Source organism: Hypnocyclicus thermotrophus (genome assembly GCF_004365575.1).
Taxonomy (GTDB): domain Bacteria; phylum Fusobacteriota; class Fusobacteriia; order Fusobacteriales; family Fusobacteriaceae; genus Hypnocyclicus; species Hypnocyclicus thermotrophus.
Genome location: NZ_SOBG01000005.1, coordinates 1 through 24,370 on the forward strand (window position 1 = coordinate 1; position 24,370 = coordinate 24,370).

General features: G+C 24.1%; 20 protein-coding genes. 13 read left to right on the plus strand and 7 right to left on the minus strand.

Features of this window, described 5'->3' with window-relative positions; genetic code table 11:
• Positions 1 to 357: 357 nt before the first annotated feature.
• The 13 genes from EV215_RS06105 (at position 358) to EV215_RS06165 (ending at position 15,618) form a co-directional block, all read left to right on the plus strand.
• On the plus strand, positions 358 to 1,287 hold the full coding sequence (locus tag EV215_RS06105; protein WP_134113121.1) for an ABC transporter substrate-binding protein: 930 nt from the start codon (positions 358 to 360) through the stop codon (positions 1,285 to 1,287).
• On the plus strand, positions 1,259 to 2,017 hold the full coding sequence (locus EV215_RS06110) for an ABC transporter permease (protein ID WP_134113122.1): 759 nt from the start codon (positions 1,259 to 1,261) through the stop codon (positions 2,015 to 2,017). Before EV215_RS06105 ends, EV215_RS06110 begins: the two co-directional genes overlap by 29 nt.
• The gene (locus EV215_RS06115) at positions 2,010 to 2,627 is read left to right on the plus strand and encodes an ABC transporter ATP-binding protein (protein ID WP_134113123.1); all 618 of its coding nucleotides are present in this window, start codon (positions 2,010 to 2,012) and stop codon (positions 2,625 to 2,627) included. The genes EV215_RS06110 and EV215_RS06115 overlap by 8 nt, the downstream gene beginning before the upstream one ends.
• A gap of 113 nt (positions 2,628 to 2,740) precedes the next feature.
• A complete protein-coding gene (locus tag EV215_RS06120) occupies positions 2,741 to 4,180 on the plus strand; it encodes a sensor domain-containing diguanylate cyclase (RefSeq protein ID WP_166667363.1) in 1,440 nt (479 codons plus the stop codon).
• 2 nt (positions 4,181 to 4,182) lie between these two features.
• Positions 4,183 to 4,758 (plus strand): hypothetical protein, encoded by a 576-nt coding sequence (locus tag EV215_RS06125; protein WP_134113125.1) that lies wholly within the window; start codon positions 4,183 to 4,185, stop codon positions 4,756 to 4,758.
• A 7-nt stretch (positions 4,759 to 4,765) separates the two neighbouring features.
• Entirely contained in the window at positions 4,766 to 5,296 is a 531-nt protein-coding gene (locus EV215_RS06130) for an NUDIX domain-containing protein (RefSeq protein ID WP_134113126.1), read from the plus strand.
• Positions 5,297 to 5,473: 177 nt separating this feature from the next.
• Positions 5,474 to 6,517, plus strand: coding sequence for a LacI family DNA-binding transcriptional regulator (locus tag EV215_RS06135; RefSeq protein WP_134113127.1), 1,044 nt, complete (start codon positions 5,474 to 5,476; stop codon positions 6,515 to 6,517).
• 75 nt (positions 6,518 to 6,592) lie between these two features.
• Positions 6,593 to 8,260 (plus strand): glycoside hydrolase family 13 protein, encoded by a 1,668-nt coding sequence (locus tag EV215_RS06140; protein WP_134113128.1) that lies wholly within the window; start codon positions 6,593 to 6,595, stop codon positions 8,258 to 8,260.
• 199 nt (positions 8,261 to 8,459) lie between these two features.
• Complete coding sequence (gene ligA, locus EV215_RS06145; protein WP_134113129.1) at positions 8,460 to 10,514, plus strand: NAD-dependent DNA ligase LigA; 2,055 nt, start codon at positions 8,460 to 8,462, stop codon at positions 10,512 to 10,514.
• Between the two features lie 57 nt (positions 10,515 to 10,571).
• The gene (locus EV215_RS06150; protein WP_134113130.1) at positions 10,572 to 12,014 is read left to right on the plus strand and encodes a UDP-N-acetylmuramoyl-L-alanyl-D-glutamate--2,6-diaminopimelate ligase; all 1,443 of its coding nucleotides are present in this window, start codon (positions 10,572 to 10,574) and stop codon (positions 12,012 to 12,014) included.
• Between the two features lie 103 nt (positions 12,015 to 12,117).
• Positions 12,118 to 12,876, plus strand: coding sequence for a YdcF family protein (locus EV215_RS06155; protein WP_134113131.1), 759 nt, complete (start codon positions 12,118 to 12,120; stop codon positions 12,874 to 12,876).
• A 16-nt stretch (positions 12,877 to 12,892) separates the two neighbouring features.
• On the plus strand, positions 12,893 to 13,729 hold the full coding sequence (gene kdsA / locus EV215_RS06160) for a 3-deoxy-8-phosphooctulonate synthase (RefSeq protein WP_134113132.1): 837 nt from the start codon (positions 12,893 to 12,895) through the stop codon (positions 13,727 to 13,729).
• Between the two features lie 161 nt (positions 13,730 to 13,890).
• The gene (locus EV215_RS06165; RefSeq protein ID WP_134113133.1) at positions 13,891 to 15,618 is read left to right on the plus strand and encodes an O-antigen ligase family protein; all 1,728 of its coding nucleotides are present in this window, start codon (positions 13,891 to 13,893) and stop codon (positions 15,616 to 15,618) included.
• An 11-nt stretch (positions 15,619 to 15,629) separates the two neighbouring features.
• Here EV215_RS06165 and EV215_RS06170 read toward each other — a convergent pair whose 3' ends face one another.
• The 7 genes from EV215_RS06170 to EV215_RS06200 all read right to left on the minus strand — a co-directional run bounded on the left by EV215_RS06170 (position 15,630) and on the right by EV215_RS06200 (position 24,197).
• Positions 15,630 to 15,989, minus strand: a complete 360-nt coding sequence (locus EV215_RS06170) for an ACT domain-containing protein (protein WP_166667364.1) — start codon at positions 15,987 to 15,989, stop codon at positions 15,630 to 15,632.
• A gap of 105 nt (positions 15,990 to 16,094) precedes the next feature.
• Positions 16,095 to 17,606 carry a UDP-glucose--hexose-1-phosphate uridylyltransferase gene (galT, locus tag EV215_RS06175; protein ID WP_134113302.1) on the minus strand — a complete coding sequence of 504 codons (1,512 nt, stop codon included), beginning with the start codon at positions 17,604 to 17,606 and terminating at the stop codon, positions 16,095 to 16,097.
• A gap of 12 nt (positions 17,607 to 17,618) precedes the next feature.
• Positions 17,619 to 18,608 (minus strand): UDP-glucose 4-epimerase GalE, encoded by a 990-nt coding sequence (gene galE / locus EV215_RS06180; protein ID WP_134113135.1) that lies wholly within the window; start codon positions 18,606 to 18,608, stop codon positions 17,619 to 17,621.
• A 73-nt stretch (positions 18,609 to 18,681) separates the two neighbouring features.
• Positions 18,682 to 19,848, minus strand: a complete 1,167-nt coding sequence (locus tag EV215_RS06185) for a galactokinase (RefSeq protein WP_134113303.1) — start codon at positions 19,846 to 19,848, stop codon at positions 18,682 to 18,684.
• A 203-nt stretch (positions 19,849 to 20,051) separates the two neighbouring features.
• Positions 20,052 to 21,998: a beta-galactosidase gene (locus tag EV215_RS06190; RefSeq protein ID WP_134113136.1), complete on the minus strand. Its 1,947-nt coding sequence runs from the start codon at positions 21,996 to 21,998 to the stop codon at positions 20,052 to 20,054.
• 38 nt (positions 21,999 to 22,036) lie between these two features.
• Positions 22,037 to 22,987 (minus strand): aldose epimerase family protein, encoded by a 951-nt coding sequence (locus tag EV215_RS06195; RefSeq protein ID WP_134113137.1) that lies wholly within the window; start codon positions 22,985 to 22,987, stop codon positions 22,037 to 22,039.
• A 10-nt stretch (positions 22,988 to 22,997) separates the two neighbouring features.
• Complete coding sequence (locus EV215_RS06200) at positions 22,998 to 24,197, minus strand: ROK family transcriptional regulator (RefSeq protein ID WP_166667365.1); 1,200 nt, start codon at positions 24,195 to 24,197, stop codon at positions 22,998 to 23,000.
• Positions 24,198 to 24,370: the final 173 nt, after the last annotated feature.

The following is a 24,370-nucleotide window of genomic DNA, read 5'->3' on the forward strand; positions in this document are numbered from 1 at the left end:
TAACTTATGGAATTGATATGTATTAATATCAGTTTCCCGCTTCTTTCTCTATTCAATTTGTAATGTCCTTTTCGTCAATTCCCTTGACGCGAGATTAATTCTAACATATCTTTTGTTCCTAGTCAACACTTTTTTAATTATTTATTTTATTTGTCATCCTAATACTCTATTATACTATTTAAAATCAGTGTTTCTATAGAAAAAAAATTAAAAGTTTTAAAATTAAATAAAAATTTCAGCATATATTCTTCTTAATTAGTTTAGATAAAAACTTTTATCTAAACTAATTATATAATTTTATGTTTATTTTTGATATAATTTAATTATATCAAAAATAATAAATGGAGGTTAAGAATTATGAAAAAATATTTTTTGATTACACTTTTTGCTATTTTAATAACTACTCCATCTTTTGCAGAGAATATAAAAAAACTTAAAATTGCTACTTTAAAAGGTCCTACAGGTATGGGGATGGCTAAGTTAATGGAAGATTATTCTAATGATTATAATTTTGATATATATTCTGCACCTGATCAATTAATTGCTAAAATAATAAAAAAGGAAGTTGATATTGCTGCAGTCCCTGCAAATTTAGCATCTATCTTATATAATAAAACTAAGGGAAATATTAAAGTAGCGGCCATAAATACATTGGGAATTTTATATATTGCTGAAAACGGAAATAATATAAGTTCAATATCTAATTTAGAAAATAAAACTATATATGCTAGTGGAAAAGGAGCTACTCCTGAATTTATTTTAAATTATTTTTTAAAGAAAAATAATTTAAAAAATGTAAATGTAGTTTATTTATTAAATCATAGTGATATAGCGTCATCTCTAGTAGCTAATAAAATTGATATTGCTCTTATTCCTGAACCATTTCTAACAATTGCTCAAACTAAAAATTCTAATATAAGAGTTGCTCTAGATTTAAATAAAGAATGGGAAAAAATAACAAATAATAATAAACTAACTATGGGGGTAATTATTATTAATAAATCTATTAATAATAATAAAATTGATGAATTTTTAATTAGATATAAAAATTCTATTAATTTCGTAAATAATAATCCTGATTTAGCAGCTAATTTAATAGAAAAACACAATATATTTACAAATAAAAAAATTATAAAAAACTCTATTCCAAACAGTAATATTGTATTTATTGATATGAATGAAGGCGAAAAATATTTAAATGATTTTTATAAAATTTTATTTGATTTTAATCCAAAATTAATTGGGGGAAAAATTCCTAATGAAAACTTTTATTACAAAAATAATTAAAAAAAAAATTATTATTTTATCATGGATATTAATATGGGGATTAATCGCCAAAATAGTAAATAATTCCATATTAATACCTTCTCCAATAGAAACTTTTAAAACTCTATTATCCCTTGTAAATAAGGCTAACTTTTGGTATACAATTTTTTTTACTGTATATAGAGTATTAATTGGTGTTTTATTATCTATATTTTTAGGAACTTTTTTAAGTATATTTGCAATTTATTCAAAAATATTAAAAGATTTTTTTGAGCCAATTATTACTGCTATAAAATCAACTCCTGTTATGTCTTTTATTGTAATTGCATTAGTATGGTTTAAGTCTGGGATTGTTCCTATATTTATAAATGTATTAGTATGTTTTCCAATAATTTATACAAATATTTTAGAAGGAATAAACTCTATTGATAAAAAAATACTTAATATGGCAAAATTATATAAAGTGAAAAACATTTATATTATAAAAGATATTTATATTCCAGCAACTAAAAATTTTCTTGCTTCTGGGATCATTATGTCTTTAGGACTTGGATTTAAAGTGACTATTGCATCTGAAATTTTAAGTGTCCCAAGATATTCTATAGGTCTTAATTTGCTAGAAAGTAAAACATTGCTTGAAACTCAAGAACTTTTTGCATGGACAATAATTATTGTATTTTTAAGTCTACTATTTGAAGGTTTATTTAAATTTTATCTAAAATATAAGCGAGGGAATTTTAAAAATGAATAACTCTATAAAATTAATTAGTATTGATAAAAAATATAATAATGAAATAATTTTTAAAAACTTTTCTATTGAATTTGAAGAAAATAAAATACATATAATTTTTGGTCCTTCTGGAATCGGTAAAACTACTTTATTAAATATAATTGCTCAAATTGAAGATTTTGATAAAGGTAAAATTATAAATAATCACACTGTCTCATACGTATTCCAAGAAGATAGGTTACTTCCTTGGTTAAATGTATATGAAAATATTGAATTTGTATTAAAATCAATAATAAATAAAAAAAATCGAGAAAAAATTATTAAAAATAATTTAAAATTAGTAAAGCTTGAAAATCATTTATATAAATTTCCTAATGAACTTAGTGGAGGAATGCAACGAAGAGTAGCTTTAGCAAGAGCTTTTTCTTATCCTAGTAGTCTACTTTTGATGGATGAACCTTTTAAAGGTCTTGATTTGAAATTAAAAAAAGAAATCATTTCTGATTTTTTAAATTTATATAAATCATCTAATAAAACTATTATTTTAGTAACACATGATATTAAAGAAGCTAAACTTTTGAATGGAATAATTTATGATATTAGTAAATTAAAAAAAATTTCAACTCTTTAATAAATTTTATATTTTAAAGCTTAAATTTTTAATAAATTTAAGTCTTTTTTATTTTATTTAATATTTTTATGTGCTATAATTATAAAAACAAACTATTTAAGAGGTATATAATTATGGAAAATATTTATGAAGCTTTAAAAAAAGAAATTAATAATCTAAAAAATTCTACATCTACCTTAAATAGTGATAAAGTGACTATCTCTATTAAGAATATTGAAAATTCTATTGATTTTTTATTTGAAAAAGCTATGAAAGAAAAACTTAATTCAGAAAAGATAGTTAAAAATTTTTTTGAAAAAAAAGAAGTTTTTGAGATTATTTTTGATAATATTGATATTGGATTATTTATTATTAATGTTGTTAATAATGAATTTTATGTGGAGTCTATAAACAGAGCTTATGAAAAGGCTACTGGTTTTAAAAAAGATGATGTAAAAAATAAAAATATTAAAGAAATAGTAGATACAAAGTTATACTCCGCTTTTACTTCTAATTACCAAGAATGTATAAATAAAAAAGAACCTTTAGAATATGAAGAAATTTTATTTGTTAATTCAAAACGAACATATTGGTTTACTAAACTTATACCTCTTATAGAAAATGAAAAAGTTATTAAAATTATAGGTACTTCTGTTCCTATCACTGAATATAAAGCCTCTGAAAAAGAAGCTAAAAAAAGAGAATCCTTTTTAAAAACTCTTTTAGACACAATTCCAAATCCTATATTCTATAAAGATGAAAATTTAAGATATTTAGGTTGCAATAAAGCCTTTGAAGATATATTAAGGCTTAGACTTGAAGATATTATTGGTAAAAATGTATTTGAGTTATCTTCTAGAGAATTAGCTGAAGAATATCATAAAAAAGATATTGAACTTTTAAAAAATCCATACAAACAGCAATATGAAGCTCAGATTAAAAACGCAAATGATCAATATAGAGATGTATTATTTTATAAAGCAGTTTATGAAATTGACGGTGAGATAGCTGGTATTATAGGTACAATTCTTGATATTACAGAAATTAAAAATTATCAAAGAATACTAAAAGAATTATCATTACAAGATGAGTTAACTCAAATATATAATAAACGTGGTATCAAAGAACTTAGCCAATCTATGTATAGAGAATTAATTAGAAATAAAGGAACTCTTGGAATACTTATGATAGATATAGATAATTTTAAAAAATATAATGATACTTATGGACATCCAGAAGGTGATGTCTGTTTAAGTAAGATAGCTCAAACCATAAAAGAATCTTGTAATAGACCTCGAGATCTAGTTGGAAGATATGGTGGTGAAGAATTTATTGTGTTTTTACCTAATACTGATATTAAAGGGACTATTGTAGTTGCAGAAAGAATTCTTAAAAAGATTAGAAACTTAAAAATCCCTCATAAAACTTCACCTACTGCAGACGTTGTTACTGTAAGTATTGGTGTTCTAAATGTTCTTTGTGATAAAAACATTGATTTAGATACACATATATTTATGGTAGATAATTTACTTTATAAAGCTAAAAAAAATGGAAGAAATAGATACGAGGTGTAATAATGGCAAAATTAATCGGGTATATCAAAGATAATTCTATAAATATTTATATAAAAAACAGATTACTTGGAACAATAGATATAACTAATATTAAATCTATACCAAATATCCCTAAAATTTTTAATTTAACTAAAGAACATTTAAAAACTGAATGGGATAAAATAAAGCATAATCTAACTATTGCTGATAGACTTTTAAATTATGTTTTTAATAGTGAGTTAAAACTTTTTATTGAAAGTGATTTTTCAAGTGCAGAAGGTTTCGGATTAATGTCAATATTTATTGAAGTATTAAAAGTCTCTAAAATAGAACTTTTGCATAAATCTGATTATTTTTTTACTAATGGAAATAAAAATAATTTCTGTTTTGTAGAATCAAATAATAGAAATTTTATATATTTAGATTTTAATTCTGGTAATAAAATAATTATCTCTAAAGATAACATTGACCATTTAAAACAATATATTAATCTAGAAAGAGTTGATATAATATCTGATAAATATATAAATGAATTAAAAGAATTTGAACAAATCACATTAAAAGATTATTTAATAGTTGAACATTATTTAAGTAAATAGGAGTATTATGTATAAAGAAATAATCTGTAAAGAAAATCTAAATTTAAATGGTATAGTTTTATTTCAAAAAGCAGTAAGAGGAATTATTTATAAAAACAATAAATTGTTACTTATTTATTCAAAAATTAATAAAGATTATAAATTTCCTGGTGGCGGAATGGAAATAAATGAAACAGAAATTGATACTTTAAAAAGAGAAATTTTAGAAGAAACTGGCTATAATGTAACTAATTATAAAAAATTTGGAGAAATTATAGAGATTGATGAACCATTAGATAAATCTAATTATGATATTTTTAAGATGCATTCAGTTTATTATTTATGTAATGTAACTAATACTATTTCAAATCTATCGCTTGATGAGTATGAAAAAGAATTACAATTTACTCCTAAATGGATAGATATAAACAATGCACTAAAAAAGAATAAAATTATTCTTAATAACAATTTTAATATACCTAAATGGTGTAAAAGAGAAACCTATGTTTTAGAGTACTTATCAAATAACATTAAAGATTTAGAGAATTTTAGTCGATGATATTAATGTTATTAATTATCATCGATAAATCTTCCAAATAATAAAGAGTATCTATAGGGATACTCTTTTTATTTTTCTTATTGACATTTAATTTTTTATATAGTAAAATCATTTATGCAATCGTATGCATGATTTTATGAAATAAAGTACTAATATATTATTAAAAAGAGGTCTCTTATGAAAAAATTTACAATTAAAGATATCGCCAAAATAGCAGGAGTACACCCCTCTACAGTATCAAGGAGTCTTAACAATAATCCTGTAATTCCAGAAAAAACTAGAAAAAAAATTCAAGATATTGCTAAAAAATTAAATTTTGAATTTAATAGCAGTGCTAGAAATCTTAGTCTTAATAAAACTGATAATATCGGACTTATTATTTCAAATGGCTTTGACAATGATAGCACCATGCCTTTTGTAAATATTATTCTTGAGAAAACTAGAAAAATACTTTCTAAAAACTCTCTTGATACAATAGTCGAATTTTCTAAAAACATCTATACTAATGAGAGTAATATCCAAAAAATGGTGGCTTCTAAAAAAGTCGACGGTTTTTTAATACTTGATTCAAATTTTTCTAAAAAAGAGTTTAATTTATTAAAAAAAAATAAAATTCCTTTTGAAATAATGCATTTCAAACCAAATTTTGAAGATAGCGAAAATTATGGATACACTGCTACCGATCATTTTGAAGGTGGACTAATGGCAACAAATTTTCTTATAGAAAATGGTTTTACAAACATCTTTACTATTACCGCTATTCAAAATGACACATCTTTTAACGAGTTTACACTTAGAACAGCTGGGTATAGATATGCTCTTAGTAAAAATCAAATTGAAATTAATGAAAATAATATTCTATATTCTAATATATCTTATGAAGATACCTATAAAATAATAAAAAATAATATCCACATTTTTAAAAAAGGCGATGCTATATTTGCACAAACAGATATCATTGCTTTTGCTGTAATAAATGCATTTCGTAATCATAATATAGATGTCCCTAATGATATCTCGGTAGTTGGTTATGATGATATCGATATGGCTAGATATTTTTATCCTGCACTTACTACTATAATGCAACCTTTGGATGAATTAATAGAAAAATCGTGCTATAACTTAGTGAAAAAAATAAAAAATGTAACTTTTAAAGATAATTATAAAATATTAATTAAGCCAAAATTAATAATAAGAGATAGTGTACTAATAAAGCATTAGTAATTATTTCATAATTTTATGCATTCGGTTGCATAATTTAGGAAATGAAAAAAAGAAATGATTAGGAGGTACCAAATGGAAAGAAAATGGTGGAAAGAAAGTATTGTATATCAGATTTACCCTAGAAGTTTTAAAGATACTACTGGAAATGGCATAGGTGACTTAAAGGGAATTATAGAAAAAGTTGATTATTTAAAAGAACTTGGCGTAGATATAATTTGGCTAAATCCTGTATATAAATCACCTAATGATGATAATGGTTATGATATTAGCGATTATTATAGTATTATGGATGAGTTTGGAACTATGGAAGATTGGGAAAAATTATTAAATGAACTACATAAAAGGGATATGAAATTAATTATGGATCTTGTTGTAAATCATACCTCTGATGAACATATCTGGTTTTTAGAGTCAAAAAAATCAAAAGACAACCAATATAGAGATTATTACTTTTGGAAAAAAGGAAAAGATGGAAAAGAACCAAATAATTGGGTTTCTGTATTTGGTGGTTCTGCATGGCAATATGATGAAACTACTGATGAATATTATTTACATATATTTAGTAAAAAACAACCTGATTTAAATTGGGAAAATCCAAAAGTAAGAAAAGATATTTATAAAATGATGAAATGGTGGCTCGATAAAGGTATAGATGGTTTTAGAATGGATGTAATTAATTTTATCTCAAAAAACACAGACTTTCCAAGTGTATCTACTAATGAAAAATACGGTTGGGGTGGTGAATATTTTATGAATGGCCCTAGAGTAAATGAATTTTTTAAAGAAATGAATAAAGAAGTCCTTTCAAATTATAACATAATGACAGTAGGAGAATGTCCAGGAGCTACTCCAGAACATGCTAGTAGCTATGCTAACATCGATGGTAGTAAATTAAATATGATATTCACCTTTGAACATGTAAGTCTTGATCATGGCCCATATGGAAAATTTGATATAAAACCTTTAAAACTAAAAGATCTTAAAGAAAATATAAATAAATGGCAAATAGAATTGTATAATAAAGCATGGAATAGTCTATATTTAATGAATCACGACCAACCAAGAGCAGTGTCAAGATTTGGAGATGATAAAAAATATAGAGTCGAATCAGCTAAAATGCTAATAACTTTTACTATGACTCTTTGTGGTACCCCTTATATTTATCAAGGAGAAGAAATAGGAATGACAAATATTAGTTTTGATTCTATTGAAAAATATAGAGATCTAGAAACATTAAATTATTATAATGAAGCATTAAATAATGGTGCCGATAAAAATAAACTTATGAAAGCTATTCATTATATGAGTAGAGATAATAGTCGTACGCCTATGCAATGGGATAATACAAAAAATGCTGGTTTTTCAAATGCTGATACTACTTGGATTAATGTAAATCCAAATTATACAAAAATAAATGTAAAAGAAGCATTGAATGATGAAAATTCAATTTTAAATTATTATAAAAAAATGATAAAAATAAGAAAGTCTAATTTAACTCTTATATATGGCGAACATATTCCTTTTATGAATGATAATGAAAATATTTTTGCTTATATAAAAAAATACGAAAATCAATTATATATAGTATATTTAAATTTTTCTAAAAATAAACAATCTATAATTTTACCTGAGAATATTACTAAAGAAAATCTTACTTTAATAATTTCAAATTATAAAAATAATGATTTCTTTAATTTAAAACCTTATGAAGCAAGGGTTTATAAAGTATCTCAAAACTAGAGTATTTATCTACTCTAGTTTTTTATTTATTAAAAAAAATTAATGTATTTATTACATAATTCATTTTTTTCTCTTAAATTAAATTTTATGAATTTTTAATTTGAATTTTTAATTTGACATTACAATATAAATCTTATAGTTACATATAATATTTTATGATATAATATAGTGTAAAATTAAGAATTAAGGAGTGCTGATAATGTCTGAAAAAGATAAAATTTTAAAACTTCGAAAAGAGATTAAAAGGTATAATTATTATTATTATATAAAAAATGAACCTTTAATTTCAGATACTGAATTTGATAAATTATTAAAAGAATTAGAAGTTTTAGAAAAAAAATATCCAGAATTAAAAGATGAAAATTCACCTACAAACAAAGTGGGATCTAGCATTGAAAATAATAAATTTAAAAAAGTTGAACATAAAAAGCCTATGCTAAGTTTATCAAACACATATAATACTCAAGATATTTTAGATTTTCACAATAGAATTGTCAAATTTATTGAAAGTAATAATATCGAATATACTATTGAAATGAAATTAGATGGACTTAGTATTACCTTAATATACGAGAACGGTGAATTAATTCAAGCTCTTACAAGAGGAGATGGAATAATTGGTGAAGACGTTACAGAAAATATTTTACAAATAAAATCTATTCCTAAATATTTAAAAGAAAATATATCAGTTGAAGTAAGAGGTGAGGTTGTTTTACCAATATCTGAATTTAAAAAATTAAATGAAATCAGAATAAATAACGGCGAAGAACCATTTGCAAATCCACGTAATGCTGCAAGTGGTACTCTTCGTCAATTGGATAAAGAAATAGTAAAATCAAGAAATCTTGATGCTTATTTTTACTTTTTAGTTGATTCTGATAAATATAATATTAATTCACATTTTGAATCATTAAAAGTAATAGAAAAACTTGGATTGAAAACTACCAAAATTTATAAAAAATTTAAAATAAATGAAGTAGAAAAATATATAAAAAAATTTGATGAAATACGAAAAAACCTTGATTATGAAACTGACGGACTTGTAATTAAAGTTGATAATATTAATTTATACAATATTCTTGGAAATACTACAAAAAGTCCTAGATGGGCAATAGCATATAAATTCCCTGCAAAACAAGCTACTACAAAAATAAATAATGTCACTTTACAAGTAGGAAGAACAGGTGTTATTACTCCTGTAGCTGAACTTGAAGAAATAGAATTATCTGGAAGTCTTATTAAAAGAGCTTCTTTACATAATTTTGAAGAGATAAAAAGAAAAGATATAAAAATAGGAGATACAGTGTTTATTGAAAAAGCAGCTGAAATTATTCCTCAAGTTGTAAAAGTAATAAAAGAGTTGCGTACAGGTAATGAAAAAAATATCGAAATCCCTAAAACTTGCCCCGCCTGTGGAAGTAAGCTTATAAAAGAAAATGGTTTAGTCGCATTAAAATGTACAAATAATAATTGTAGCGCAAAGTTACAAAGAAAAATAGAATATTTTGTGTCAAGAGACGCTATGAATATTGATGGTCTTGGAGGAAAGATTATTGAAAAATTTATTGAAATAGGAAAATTAAAAAATATCGATGATATCTATACTCTTCATAATTACAAAACAGAATTAATTTCTTTAGAAAAAATGGGGGAAAAAAGTGTAGAAAACTTATTAACTTCTATTGAAAATAGTAAAAATCAAAAATATGAAAAAGTTATTTATGCTTTAGGTATTCCTTTTGTTGGAAAATTTACTGCAAATATTTTAGCAAAACATAGCAAAAATATTGATAGTTTAATAAGAATGTCAAAAGAAGAACTTCTTGAAATTGAAAATATCGGAGAAAAAATAGCTGATTCTATTGTACATTTTTTTAAAAATCCTGAAAACATTAAATTAATAGATAGATTAAAAAAATATGGTATAAATTTTACTATTTCAAGTAAAAATAATAGCAATAATATTTTTGAAGGAAAAACATTTTTAGCTACTGGTTCATTAAAAAAATATAAAAGAAGTGAAATAAGAGATATTATTGAAAATAACGGCGGAAAATATTTGTCAACTGTTAGTAAAAATTTGAATTATCTTATAGCTGGTGAAAAAGCTGGAAGTAAATTAAAAAAAGCAAAAGAAATGAATATAACTATATTATCTGAAAAAGAATTTGAAAACTTATTAAACTCAAATACTAATATCAATAAAGAAAATGATTCTATTCAAAAAAATACAGGACAAAAAACTTTATTTTAATAAGTTTTAGGATTTCACTTAAATAAATCAATTACGACTAATAAAAAGGGGTATTATATGATTAAATTTATTGATTTTTTAAATGATTTAGATTATGAAATTTTAAATCAAGGAGAAGAATTTCCTTTAAATAATATGCAATATGATTCTAGAAAAATAAAAGAAAATGATATTTTTATAGCACTTGAAGGATATACTGTAGATGGACATAATTATATTAATAAAAGTATTGAAAATGGTGCAAAACTTATTTTATGTAGTAAAAAATTAAAAAAATATAATAAAAATATCACATATATTTTAATAAAAAATCTTCGGAAAAATTTAGGATTTATTGCTAGTAGATATTATAATTTTCCAGAAAAAAAGTTAAAAATAATTGGAATTACTGGTACAAATGGAAAAACTACTATTACGTATATTTTAGAAAACATTCTAAAAAATATAGCTAGAATAGGAACTATCGAATATAAAATCGGAGATGAAATATTAGAAGCTCCAAATACAACTCCTGAATCATTAGATATAATAAAAATATGTAAAAAAGCAGTAGAAAAAAATATAAAATATCTTGTTATGGAAGTAAGCTCTCATGCATTAGAATTAAATAGAGTAAATATGTTAAACTTTGAAGTTGCTGGATTTAGTAATTTAACTCAAGATCATTTAGATTATCATAAAACAATGGAAAATTATTTTAATGCTAAAAGAAAATTATTTTTACAAACAACTAAAAATAATTTTGTATTTAATATTGATGATAAATATGGAAAAAGATTATATAATGAGTTTGGTGGCATTAGTTATGGGAAAAATGGTGATATTTCAGGAAAAATTTTAGAATACAAGTTATCTTCTATGCTTTTAAAGTTAAATATTTTAAATAAAGAGTATATTATTGAAACAAAATTACTAGGGAAATTTAATCTATATAATATTCTTTGTGCAATTGGTATTTCCTTAAAATTAAATATTCCTATTGATTTAATTATTGATTCAATAAAAAAGATGAATGTAGTTCCTGGTAGATGTGAATCTATTGACATTGGTCAAAATTTTTCTATAATATTAGATTATGCTCATACTCCTGATGGATTGATAAATATTTTAGATACTTTACATGATATGAAAAAAAATAGAATTATTACATTATTTGGAGCTGGTGGCGATAGAGATAAAACTAAAAGACCTCTTATGGCAAAAGCTGCTACAAAATATAGTGATTATATAATAATTACTTCTGATAATCCTCGTACAGAAGAACCCGATTTAATAATTGATGATATAGAAACTGGATTAAAAGAAATAAATTTTAAAAATTATACAAAAATAACAGATAGAAGAGATGCTATTAAATATGCTATTGATATAGCAAAAGAAAATGATATAATATTACTTGCAGGAAAAGGACACGAAACTTATCAAATAATTGGAAGAAAAAAAATTAATTTTAATGAAAAAAATATAGTAATAAAATATTTAAATGATTTAAAAAAATAATATAAATATATAAATTTTCATAGCATTTTAAATCTAATATAAAGTTAAAAATAATTATAATATTATTATCACTAAACTATTTAAAATACAAAAGGAGAAATTTATGGGATTAATTTTACAAAAAATAATCGCTAATATATTTTTATCACCATTTTTAATAATTCTCTTAATTATTCCATTGTTTTTTATAAAAAAATATAAAAAACATTATATCTTTATATTATCTATATTTATCTATATTTTTTCAATAGAGCCTACAAAAGATTTTGTTATAAAACCTTTAGAATCAAAGTATCCTACAATAACTAAAAAAACAGAGTTAGATAACATCGATATTTATGTAGTTCTTGGAAGCGGGATAAATGATTATGCTCCTCTTAATTTTAATACTAATGGTACACCAACTAGAGCTGCTCTTGCTAGAATTGTTGAAAGTATTAGACTTTACAATATTTCAAAAAAGAAAATAATTTTTTCTGGCGGAATAGTATTTAACGGAAAAATTTCAGAAGCTGAAATTTATAAAAAAATTGCTATCGATTTAGGGGTAAATACAAATGATATTTTAATTGAAACTAAAAGTAAAACAACTTATGAAAATTTGAAAAATATAAAAGAAATTTTAAATAATTATAACTATAAAAAAATAGGTCTTATTACCTCTGCTATACACATGAATAGAGCTATTAATAGTGCAAAAAAATTAAAATTAGATATACTTGCATTCCCTTGTGATTATCATTCAAGATATACCTCTTATAATATTTCATCATTTATCCCTAGTTATGATAATATGAAATATATTCGAGACGCTATATGGGAATATATCGGGGTAATATACTATAATTTAAAATCATATTAAAAAAGGAGATGAATAAATGTTAGTAAAAGATGTTAAAAAAATAAATATAGGTGGAAAATTTAATATAGGAGAAAAAAATAAACTAACTTTATTAGCTGGTCCATGTGTAATTGAATCAGAAGAATTGGTTATGGAAGTTGCTGGAAAAATAAAAGAAATTTGTGATAGATTAAATATAAATTATGTGTTCAAATCATCTTTTGATAAAGCAAATAGAAGTTCAATCTACTCATATAGAGGACCTGGTATAGAAAAAGGTCTTCAAATACTTCAAAAAGTAAAAGATACGTATAATATACCAGTAGTAACTGATATTCATGAAGTCTGGCATGCTGAAAAAGCTGCAGAAGTAGTTGATATTCTTCAAATTCCTGCATTTTTATGTAGACAAACAGATTTATTAATTGCAGCTGCGAAAACTGGAAAAGCTGTAAATATAAAAAAAGGTCAATTTTTAGCTCCTTGGGATATGAAAAATGTGGTTAAAAAATTTGAAGAATGTGGAAATGAAAATATTATGCTTTGTGAAAGAGGAAGCAGTTTCGGATACAATACATTAGTTGTTGATATGAGAAGCTTACTTGAGATGAGAGAATTTGGTTATCCAGTAGTATTTGATGCTACTCATTCTGTACAAAAACCAGGAGGTAAAGGAGATACAACCGGTGGAGATAGACAATATGTATCACCTCTTATGAGAGCAGCTTTAGCTATTGGAGTAGATGCAATATTTGCAGAAGTTCATCCAGATCCTGATAATGCAAAATCAGATGGTCCTAATATGTTAAAATTAGATGAATTAGAAGAGATATTAAAAATTGCTATAGAAATAAATAATGTAGTTAAGAAATAAAAATTTTAATATAAAAAAAAGAAAAAGAACCACATAAGAGAAATTTTAAAACTATAAATTTAAAGTTTTTAATCTATTGTGGTTCTAAAAATTTTCTTTGTATACTTTATATAAGTTCTTTATATATTCAAAAATTTTTAAAATTACAAGAGGGGGATTAAATGAATAAAGAAAATAGGGTACAAATTATACTTATCTCTATACTTATATCTTTTTTATCATTAGTAGTATTTTTAAAAAAAATACCTTTAAAACCTGGTACTATAGAATATTTAGCATGGCCTGTAAGTAATATAAATTATGATTTTTTTTCATTTTATAAATCAAGAATTTTAATTTTATTTGTAGCTTTTGCACTTCCAATTACAGCTATAAATAAATGGGGTAAAATAGATTGGAAAAATCATTATTTATTTTTGTTTATATACATATTATTTGCTATTTTATCTGCTGTTTTTTCTCCTTTTCCACAATTAGCATATAATGGAGTTGCTGATAGATATGAAAGCTTATCTGTTCTTATTGCTTATATTATGCTATTTTTTATAATTAATAATTCTATTTCAAATGAAAAAGATTTAAAGTCTATTTTAATTGGGGTGACTATTGTATCAATCGGAGTTGCTTTAATAGGTATTTTCCAATATTATGGATATGATATTTTTTCTTCTAATTTTGGAAGAAAATTAATTTTACCTAAAGATTTAGAATATTTAGCAAAAAATTTAAGATTTAAATTTCAAAAATATCAAATTTATTCTACTTTATATAATCCAAATTATGTAGGTTCTTTTATGACTCTTACTATATTTTTGGGTATAGGGATGTATTTATATCATACAAACATAAAAAAAATATTTTGGTATTTTTATACTTTACTTATGTTTGCAAATTTAGTTGGATGTCGTTCTAGAGGAGGATTTACTGGATTTATTTTTTCTCTTTTGATTTTTTCTATATTTTATTTTAAATTTATTCTAAAAAATTTTAAACAATTATTATTTTTGTTTTTATCTATTATTTTAGTATTTTATTTAATGAATGTATCTGACAAAGCGGATAAAGTTCTTATAAAAAAATATAGTACATATTTTGATAATTTTGATACTGGACTTCGAGATCTTTATATAGAAGGAAATACTGCGATTATTAGAGATAAAAACACTACTTTAAAAATAGAAAATATTGATAATACCAAAGTTGTGTTTTTAGATATTAATAATAATCAAATAAAAACTAAAATAAAAACTAATACTATTTATCTTTTAGATGATAATTATAAAAATTTTAGATTTGAGTTGAAAAAAAATGCTTTAAATTTCAAATATGGAGATACTCATTTCGAATATTTATTAATATTAATGGATAATACTTTTAAAACTGTTGATAATCATAATAAAATAATGCCTATTTTAACTGTACCTCATGTAAAACTTCTTGAAGGATATGAAAAAATGGGTTCTTTTAGAATATATAATTGGTCAAGAACAATTCCAATAATAAAAGATACATTAATTTTAGGTTATGGCCCAGACACTTTTTCAATAGTTTTCCCTCAAAAAGATTATTTTGGAAAGCTTATATCTTATGGCACAAAATCAATTCTTATAGATAAGCCACATAATATGTATTTACAAATAGCTGTAAATACTGGAGTTATCTCACTAATTGCTTTAATTGGATTATTTTTACATTTTTTTATAAAATTTATAAAAAATAGAGTATCCATACAAAGTAATTCTTTTCCTATATTTATCAGTCATTTTATAGGATTAGGAATAATAGCCTATTTAATAACAGCAACTTTTAACGATAGTGTAGTATCCGTTGCACCTTTATTTTGGACATTTTTTGGTAGTTGGTATGGAATATTAGAACTAAAAAAATAGGAGTAAAACTCCTATTTTATTTTATATATTTTTTCTAATATTTCTATTGCTTTATTAAAATTTTTTTCTTTTATTAAAATATAATCTTTTGATACTGCCGAAACTATGTTAAAATCAATATCTTCATTAGCTAACTCAGTAGTAATATTTGCTACTACTTGAATGAGTTCATCCTCATTTCTATCCTCTATTTTTAAAACTCTCCAATTTTCATTATTACTACTACTTTGTTTTTTACAAATAATAGATATATTATCTCTTATTTTAAGAATAGAATAAAATTCACTTTTTTCTATATGTTTTTTTAAATTTTCATATTTTTCTATATTATATATACTATAAATTTCATCTAATATTTTTATTATGTACACTTTATCCCTCCAAAAAAGAAATATCTCAGTCATTATTATAGCATATTATTAATTTATAACAAATAAAAATAAAAAGGTCTTTTGTTTTAAAAGACCTTTTTATTTTTATTTAATACTCTGTATAAATCTAATAATTCCTTCTAATCCTTCTTTATCTCTTTTATAAACCCCGGCATGTTCTAATACTTTAGAAAATACTATTCCTACTTCTTCTTTTAATATTTCTTTTGCATTTTCAAAAGTTATATTATTATATTTTGATTTTACTTCTTTTACCCAATCAAGATGTTTTATTACATCTTGATTTTTTTCTATTTCTTCTATATAGTTATCTTTTATAATTAATTTTTCTAATATTCTTAATTCGTGTTTCAATCTACCAGGAAGTACCGCAAGCCCCATTACTTCTATAAGACCAATATTTTCTTTTTTTATATTATGTACTTCATTATGTGGATGAAATATTCCTAAAGGATGCTCTTTACTCGTTCTATTATTTCTAAGAACTAAATCAATCTCATAATTTAAACCTCTTCTTCTAGCAATTGGAGTTATTGTATTATGAGGTTCATCTTTGCTATATGCATAAATTCCTAGTGATTCATCACTATATTCTCTCCAATTTCTAAGAATTTTATCAGCTAATTTTGATAATCTTTCTCTATTTTTTCCATTTATTCTTATTACACTCATTGGCCATTTTACTATCCCTATTTCTATATCTTCATAATCTTTTATTTCAACAAATGTTTCTATATGTGCTTTTTCCATCGGAAAAATATGTCTTCCACCTTGAAAATGATCATGACTAAGAATACTTCCTCCAACTATCGGAAGATCCGCATTTGAACCAATAAAATAGTGTGGAAATTTTTCTACAAATTCAAGTAATCTATCAAATGAACCTTTATCTATTTTCATTGGTCTATGATTACTACTAAATATTATAGAGTGCTCGTTATAATATACATATGGTGAATATTGTAAATTCCAAGGCTCATTAGTAAGAGTAATTGGTATTACTCTATGATTTTGTCTTGCTGGATGATTTAATCTTCCGGCATATCCTTCATTTTCTACACAAAGTAAACATTTTGGATATGAACTTTGAGGCATATTTTTAGCTGCTGCTATAGCTTTTGGATCTTTTTCTGGTTTTGATAAATTAATTGTTATTTCTAAATCTCCATACTCAGTTTTACTATACCAATGCTCATTTTTAGCTATTCTATCTGTTCTTATATAATTAGATTTTTTTGACATTGCGTAATAATTATCTGTAGCTTTTTCTATTCCTTTTTTTTCTACAATATCATAAAAATTTCTAATTACTTCACTAGGTCTCGGCATAAGTTTTGCCATTATTTTTGTATCAAATAAATCTCGATATGTCACACTATTCTCTTTTAATCTTCCATTTTCATAGGCCCAATCCAATATTTTTTCTAAAATTTCTGTTGGATATTCTAATTTTTCATTTACTTTACATTCTTTGTACTCATCTAATTCCAATACTTCTAGTAATGCATTTATAGTAAAAATTTTATCTTCTTTTTCTATAAGTCCTTTATCTAATGCATAATTTATAAGTCTTGTTATCTCTTTATTAATATCTATCATAAGTTTCTCCTATTCTTTAAATCCATTTTGATTATTTTTATGCCAATTCCAAGCACTTTCAATAATTTTTTCTAAATTAGAATATTTTGGTTTCCATCCAAGTTCTTTTATAGCTTTATTTGAACTTGCTATAAGTTTTGCAGGATCTCCAGCTCTCCTATCTGTTATTTCTACTGGTATTTCATGTCCTGTTACTTTTCTCGCTACATTTATTACCTCTTTTACAGTAAATCCATTTCCATTACCTAAATTATATATCCCACTTTTTTCTGTCTTAAATAATTTTTCTACTGCTAAAATATGTGCATCTACCAGGTCCATTACATGTATATAATCTCTTATACACGTTCCATCTTTTGTATTATAATCCTCTCCATAAATAAATATTTTCTCTCTTTTCCCAAGAGCAACTTGTAAAATTATTGGTATTAAATGCGTTTCTGGCTCATGATCTTCTCCAATTTTTCCACTTTCATGTGCTCCAGCAACATTAAAATATCTCAAAATTACATATTTTATTTCATAAGCCCCTTCAGCCCATTTTAGCATTTTTTCTACTGCTAATTTTGTTTCTCCATATGGATTTGTAGGAAAAGTTTTATCTGTTTCTAATATTGGTACATTTTCAGGCTCCCCATATGTAGCTGCTGTTGATGAAAATACTATTTTTTTTACATTATTTTCTTTCATTACTTCTATTAAACACATTGTACCGTAAACATTATTATTATAGTATTTAATAGGTTCTTGTACACTTTCTCCTACAAGTGAATCAGCAGCAAAATGTATAACAGCCTCTATTTTATTTTCTTTAAATACTTTATCTAAAAATATTTTATCTCTAAGATCTCCAATATAAAGTTTAGCACCTTCCCATACAGCATCTTTATGACCTTTTTGAAGATTATCAACTACTATTACATTTTCTCCTCTTTGAATAAGTTCTGCTACAGCATGACTTCCGATATACCCTGCGCCTCCACATACTAGTATATTCATCTATTTCCTCCTACACTAAAGTTATTTCTCAAACTATTTTCTAAAAATTATAAAAAAATAAAATTTTATATAATTAATCTTTTATCTCTCTAGCTCCATCACCAATTTCAGCTATATAAAAATCCGCCTTTAATCCTGTTTTTTCAAAATATTTTTCTCCAACATTTTTTATAAAATCATCAATTTTATCATTTTTTACAATTGCTACAATACATCCTCCAAATCCTGCTCCAGTCATTCTTGCTCCCATAGTTCCTTCTTGCTCCCAAGCTGCTTCCACTAAAGAATCTAGCTCTTTGCCTGTTACTTCATAATCATCTCTAAGTGAAATATGCGACTTATTCATTAGTTTCCCAAATCCTTCTATATCTCCAGAATTTAATTTTTCTACTGCCTTTAGTGTTCTTTGATTTTCATATACTGCATGTTTTGCTCTTTTTCTATTAATTTCATTTTTTATTAACTCTTTATTTTTTTCAAATTCTTCTTCTGTGAGTTCACCAAGTGATTTTATATTTAATTTTGTTTGGAGATCTACTAGTGCTCTTTCACATTCAATTCTTCTTTCATTATATTTAGAATCTGCTAATCCTCTTCTTTTATTTGTATTAGCAATAATAATTTTTGCATTTTTAAGTTTAACAGGTGCGTATTTATATTCTAATGTATCACAATTAAGTAAAATTGCATTATCTTTTTTTCCCATTCCTATAGCAAATTGATCCATTATTCCACAATTCACTCCAACAAATTGATTTTCTGCCATTTGACTTACTTTTACCATATTTACCATGTCAATATTTAAATTAAATAATCCTTTTAATACTACTGATGTTGCAAGTTCAATAGATGCTGATGAAGATAATCCAGCACCATTTGGTATATTTCCAAAAAATAATATTTCAAAACCTTTTTCTATACTATATCCTTTTTCTTTTAAAATACTAAGTATCCCTTTTGGATAATTTGCCCAATCATGTTCTTTTGTATTTTTTAACTCATCTATATTAAACTCTATTATTCCTAAATCTTTAAAATTTTTTGAATATAATCTAACTTTTTTATCATCTCTTAATCTTGCAATAGCATATGTTCCAAAACTAAGTGCACATGGAAATACATTCCCGCCATTATAATCTGTATGTTCCCCTATTAAGTTTACTCTTCCCGGAGAAAAAAAAGTTCTAACCTCTCCATTTCCAAATATTTCTCTAAAGTCTTTTTTTAATTCATTTACAATTTCTTTCATAACTCCTCCTTCATTTCACTATAATTCTACTTCCATTTTCTTATTTTATATAAATCTTACTCGTCTAGAATTTCCTTTTCTATAAAGTAGGATAATTCTATTTTATATTTCCAAAATAAAAATCTTAAAATTCATATATTGAAGCTGGAGTTGGAACTATTTTTAATAAATTTAAAAACATTTTTCTTAATTTGTTATTTTCTTTTTATAATTTTACTTCCATAAGGTTCTATTTCTATATTTTCAAATATTTTTACTTGATCAGTATGATTTGTAATAAATAAATATTCTTCGTCATCTATTTCTCTTGGATACACTTCAAGTCCATATTCAGATATATAATGTTTTATATTATTTTCATCTATTATATTTTTAAAAATTTTAACTATAACTTCTATATCTACTCCACCACCAATATAATAAACTTTCCCTTTTTTATAATTATTAACTGTTATACAAACTTTATCATTATAAAATTTATCAATATACTTATAAATTGGAGTAGCTGTTACTGGTATTATAAGATCTCGCCATACTCCGCATTTTCCTATATTATTATCCAATAATGATTTGATTTCTACTTCTTGTCCTGCTTGTAATGCTTCTACTTCTTCTATTTTTATCCCACACATCTCTCTTACTTTACAAGGTAAAGTTTCTTCAAAATGAATATTATTATTTTTATCCTTTATTCCTGCTCTAAATGAAAATATAATAGTTCCTCCATTTTCAGAAAATTTATCCAATTTTTCTTTTAATTCATCATCTATAATTTGCATAACAGGTAAAACTAAAACTTTATATCGGTCAAAATCTTTAGTTGTAGGTATAACATCTATTTTTGTATTAAATATATAAAACGGAGTATATAGTCTCATTATTTCATTGTTAAAATCAAATTCTAAACTTTGTTGTTGTATTTTCCACGACCATATATTATCAAAATCATAAACTACAGCAATATCAGCATTTATCTTTGATTGTATTACTTTTTCATATTTTGATACATCTTCTATTACTTCTTTAACCTCTTTATATTTTCTACCATCTTTATTATCATGATCTATTATTCCAAAACAAAATTGTTCTGCTCCTCTTGTCATTCCTCGCCATCTAAACCAAAGCATATTTTCACACCCATGTGCAAATGCTTGATATGACCACATTTTAGCTTGATTAGGTCGAGGTAAATATCCTATTATATTATGACCTTGCGCACCCATTAGTTCTTCTACTATCCAAAAGTTTTTATCTTTTAAACCTCTAACAAAATCATGTGCAGCTGCAATTGCTGCTGGCGATAATGGTTCTTTTAATCCTCCCCATACAGGATAATTATCATATGAAGCAAAATCTAAATTTTTTACATTTTCTTCATGATCATAATATTTTGTAAAAAATCCACCTGATAAATTTGTAGTCACTGTTTGATGTTTTCCTTTTAATTTTTTAACTAATTCAATTTGAGCATTTGCATATCCATTTAATGAATAAGATCTAAATCTACTCCAATCAAGTAAAAGGCTTGGATTATGAACTGTTATTGTTTTCAACGGAGTTGGTATTTCATCAAAACTATTATATGTTTGCCCCCAAAATATTGTTCCATATATTTCATTTAAATTTTCTGGTGTTTTATATTTTTCTTTTAAATATTTTTTAAATTTAATTTGACAATTTTCACAATAGCACATATCACTACCTTCATGACCAAATTCATTATCTATTTGCCATGAAATAATAGCCTCTTCATTTTTATAATGTTCTACAAGTTTTGTCACTATTTTATTACTATATTCTAAATATATATCAGAATTATAACAATATTGTCGTCTCCCACCAAATACTCTTTCTTGCATATTTTCATCCTTTGATAAAATACTCGGATATTTTTTAGCAAGCCAAGCTGGAAATGTAGCAGTTGGTGTCCCAAACATTATTTTTATATTAGCTCTTTTTAATTTTTCTATTACCATATCAAAAAAATTAAAATCATATTTCCCTTCTTCTTTTTCCATAAGATGCCAGGCAAATTCACCTATTCTAACTATATTTACTCCCATCTCTTTCATTCTTTTTATATCACTATCAATTAATTCTATCTCCCAATGTTCTGGATAATAATCTACACCAAAATACATTTTTCCCTCCTAAATTTTTATTAATTCAAAATATTCTTTTAATTATTAATTAACTCAATTATAAAATCCCAACTAACACTACTTTTTGCATCTACTTTAGCTACTTTTTTTATTTTATTTGCTAAATATAAGTCATCATATATTCCTGTACAAGGTTCTAATGCTATATTATAATCTCCTCTATATCCTCCTTGTGTTTTCCATACTCCTAAATAAGGTATTTTTTCAACATCATATCTATAAATAATTTTTTCTTTTGTTTTTGTATATTCTATTCCACAAATATCATTTTTTTCTAATTTATCTAAAAAATAAAATTTCTCACAATTATTTTTTTCTACTGCTTCTACTAATGACATATCTATTTCTTTATTTGTTTTTTTAGATATTGTTATTGGATAATTATGAATATCTCCCCACTTTCCTAAATGCTCTGAACTATGCTCTACTGTTATTATTTTCTTTAATCTTTCTGGTACTATTATTTTAGCATCATCATATGGATTAATGAGAGCATGTGGTGTCCATATATATTTAAATTCTTCATCATTTAAATTTTTTACAATATATCTAAATTCTAATTTATTGTTATTTAATCTTACTTTTTTAGTAAAAATATAATCAAATACAGGACTTTTTACACTAAATAATACATAATCTAATTTTATTTCGTATTCCCAAGGAAGTGTCCATACTTCTCCATGATCAGGAATCATTTTATTTTTATGTTTTCCCTCTGGATATGGTGCTTCATCTATACTCGGAAAAACTTCGTCAAATCCACTTGAATCATATTTACTAAATTTAGATCCATATTTTGGTATCTCTATTTGTTTTTCTTTCGCTTGAAAAAATATTTCTCTATTTGTTTTTTTATTAATTAATGAAGCTAATTTAGATCCATATTTTGGTAAAAATGTTGCTTTTATATAATCATTTTCTAATATTAAACTTTCTATTCCTTTGAAAACATCTTTTTTTATCTCCATTTTTCCTCCATTATACTTTATGACTTAAAATTCTTTTTCCCTTAAATAAATTTTCTAATATTAGTGTAACAGCACCTATTGTTGCTGATTTTTCTTGTAGTATAGATGGTTTTATTTCTAAATTTTTCAATGTAGTTGTTAATCCATATCTTTTTATTGTTGTTTCTACATTTTTATAAAATAATCCTTCTATTTTATTTATCTCTCCTATTATTACTATAAGGTTAGGATTCACTATATTTATTACTGTTGCAAGTGCTTTGCCTAAATATTTTGCGTTTTCTATTATTAAATCTCTTGCTAATCTATCTCCTTTTTTAGCCGCTTTAATTATTTTATCTAAATCTATATTTTCATATTTTAAATATTTACTTTGTTCTCCTATCATTAATTTATATTTTATATTTTCAATCATTGCTTTTGTCGATGCAAGCGCTTCAAGACATCCATAATTTCCACAGCTACATCTTTTAGTACTATGTTCTTCTACTGTTATATGTCCTATCTCTCCAGCACTATAGTTTCCACCTGTATAAATTTCTCCATTTAAAATTAATGCAGACCCTATCCCTTCACTTATATTTACTACTAAAAAATTTTTACTTTCTTTTGCAACACCAAATTTCCCTTCCCCTCTCGCCATCGCTCTTACATCATTGTCTACTATTACAGATAATTTTAATTCTTTTTCTAATATTTTTTCTAATTCTATATTTTTCCATTCATAATGTGGTGAAAATACTGATATTCCTTTACTTATATCAACAATTCCATTCATTGCAATACCTATTCCAAATATTTCTTCTTCAGTATTATTAATTATTTCTTTTAAATTTAATATTAAATTACGTAATATATAATCTTTAGTATGATTTTTAAGTTTAAAACTTTTTTCTGTTATTACTACACCATCAAGGTCAGCTAAAATAAAATCTAATGAATTAGGCCCCATATAGACACCTATTATATAAGCTGCTTTTGATTTTAGTTTAAGCATTATTGGTGGTCTACCACCTGTTGTTTGACCTATTCCAATCTCTTCTAAAATTCCTATTTTAATAAGTTTTTTAGTTGTTTTAGAAATACTAGCTGGAGTAAGAGATGTTAGTTTTGCTATATCTGCTCTTGATATAGGTCCTTTTGCTCTAATTATCTCTAATATCCCATTTATATTTATACTTTTTATTAAATTAAAATTTCCTTTTTCCATTTTTATTACTTCCTTATATATTATTTTAATACTTTTTATTCTATTAAATAACATTCTTTCTATTTTTAATTGAATTATACTTTGTTATTTTCTTATAGTCAAAGAAATAACAACAAAAAAAATACACTTTATTAATTTATTTAATAAAGTGTAAAAAAATCCTTTTTTTATTA